The sequence below is a fragment of the Candidatus Eisenbacteria bacterium genome (assembly GCA_016867495.1).
Classification (GTDB): Bacteria; Eisenbacteria; RBG-16-71-46; order CAIMUX01; family VGJL01; genus VGJL01.
In genome coordinates this window covers 1-2,031 of record VGJL01000323.1, presented here as the reverse complement: position 1 = coordinate 2,031, position 2,031 = coordinate 1, and the positions used below count along the sequence as shown (strand labels likewise).

Annotated in this window: 2 protein-coding genes; both read right to left on the bottom strand. The window is 66.2% G+C overall.

All coding sequences use genetic code 11. The annotated features are described in order from the left end of the window. The coding region (locus tag FJY88_13910) for an insulinase family protein (protein ID MBM3288421.1) at window positions 1-1,330 on the bottom strand (1,330 nt) is incomplete at its 3' end. Then, window positions 1,183-2,031 (bottom strand): insulinase family protein (locus tag FJY88_13905; protein MBM3288420.1); only part of this gene is annotated, 849 nt, incomplete at its 5' end. The genes FJY88_13910 and FJY88_13905, both read right to left, overlap by 148 nt.

Here is a 2,031-nt window from a genome sequence, read left to right as displayed (position 1 = left end):
TCACGTCGCCCATTTTCTCCAGATCCCGCAGCCAGAATCGGTCCTCGAGACCGAAGAACTCCTGCTCGAGCAGCTTCTGCGCAAGCTGGTCGTTCGTCTCGAGCTGCAGCGGGAGGCTTCCCGTGAAGAAACGCTTGGCCCAGGCGAGCTCCTCCTCCGTGACTCCGTGCCCTGAGAGCAGCTCACACTCGCGCAGAATCTCCCGGACCGCCTCGTTCATCGTTTCCACTTTCGTCTGCATGGCGGCGAAGAAGTACCCGCGGCGCCTCCGCGGCTGGAAGCTGGTGTAGACGCCGTAGGTCAGACCGCGATCCTCGCGGAGATTCCTCATGAGCCTGCTCCCGAACCCGGCTCCTCCGAGGACGAAGTTCGTGATCGCGGCAGCGTGGAAGTCCGGATCGTCGCGAGCGATGCCGAGGCTCCCAATCCGGATGTAGGCCTGCGTGACTTCCTTCTGGATGGTCGCGACGCGGCGCTCTGCCGGGGCGGGCTGAACTTCTGCGAGACCCGCAGCCGTTCGCGACGCTCGCCAACCGCCAAACCCCTCCTCCGCGAGGCGAATCGCGCCGGGGAGATCGACATCCCCCACGATGGCGAGGATCGAGTCCTCGGGAGTGTAGGCGCCTTCATGGAACCCGACCAGGTCGCTCCTCGCGATCGACTTCACCGACTCGGCGTTCCCTTCCCTCCTCCTGTGGTAGGGATGGCCGCCGTACACCATCTCGAAGAAACGGTCGCGGACCAGGCCGGGGTATTCGTCTTCCCTCTTCTCCAGGAGCCCGAGGAGCTGGGACCTCTTGCGCTCGATCTCCTCCTCGAGGAAGGCGGGGCGGCGGGCGACGTCCGCGAGGATCTCGATGAGCCTCCCGAGATCCCGCGCCAGTCCCGCGACCTCGACTGTCGCGAAGTCATAGTCGCAGCCGCTCGAGAGACTGGCGCCCAATCCGTCGATCTCCTCGGCAAGCTCGGTCGCGCTCCGCCGTCCCGTCCCCAGAGGGAGAAGCTGCGACGCGAAGTTGGCCAGGCCTCCGAGGCCGCTCGGTTGGTGAGCGATGCCCGCCGGCGAGAGGAGGGTCGCCGAGACAATCGGCAGATGGCGGCGCCCCAGTACCAGGACGACGAGGCCGTTGTCGAGCCTCGTCCGTGTCCGGTCCCCAAGATCGTCGAAACCTGTCGCGGCTTTCACGATCGCCCCCCTTCCGGAATCAGAAGGCCGACGGTCCTCCCTCTCTCGTTCAGGTGGGCGGTCGCTGCCCGAGAGACATCCTCCGCGGTCGCCGCCAGGCACCGATCGTGGAACGCGAAGAAGTCCCGCCAGGAGGAGCGGCACTCCTCCGCTCCGAGTCCCGCGCCCAGATCGAAGTTGTGCTCCTGCCCGAACAGGTAGTCGGACGTGAGCTGATTGCGCGCCTTCTCGATCTCATCCTTCGCCGGCGGCGCGGATTCGAAGGATTCGATCGTCTCCTGGACGGCGTGCCGCAGCCGCTCCAGATCGACGCCGGGACGGGCCGTCGCGCGGACCGAGAAGGTCGAGGGATCGCGACGCAGGTAGAACCCTCCGCTCAGATCAGTCGCGAGCTGATCCCGATAGATCAGGCGCTGATAGAGCCGGCTGCTGCGACCGCGAAAGAGGATGTACTCGGCGATGTTGAGGGCGGGCGCGTCCTCGTGCAGCGATCCCGGGACGCGATAGGCGACGATGAGCCCCGGGAGTTGAACCTCCTTGCGAACGGTCACCGTCCTCTCTCCGCGCTGCGGAGGCTCCTCGATCCTGACGTCCGGAACTTCCGGACCGGGCTCGATCCCGCCGAAGTGGCGGCGGGCGAGACGGATCACGTCGTCATGTACGATATCCCCCGCGACGACTAGGATCGCGTTGTTCGGCCTGTAGAACGCCCTGTAGTACGCGATCAGGTCGGCGCGCGTCATCGTCTCGAGATCGGTCATCCACCCGATCACGGGCCAGTGGTACGGGTGGGCCATGAAGACAGACGCCTGCACCGCCTCGGCGAGGAGGCCGAAGGGAGGATC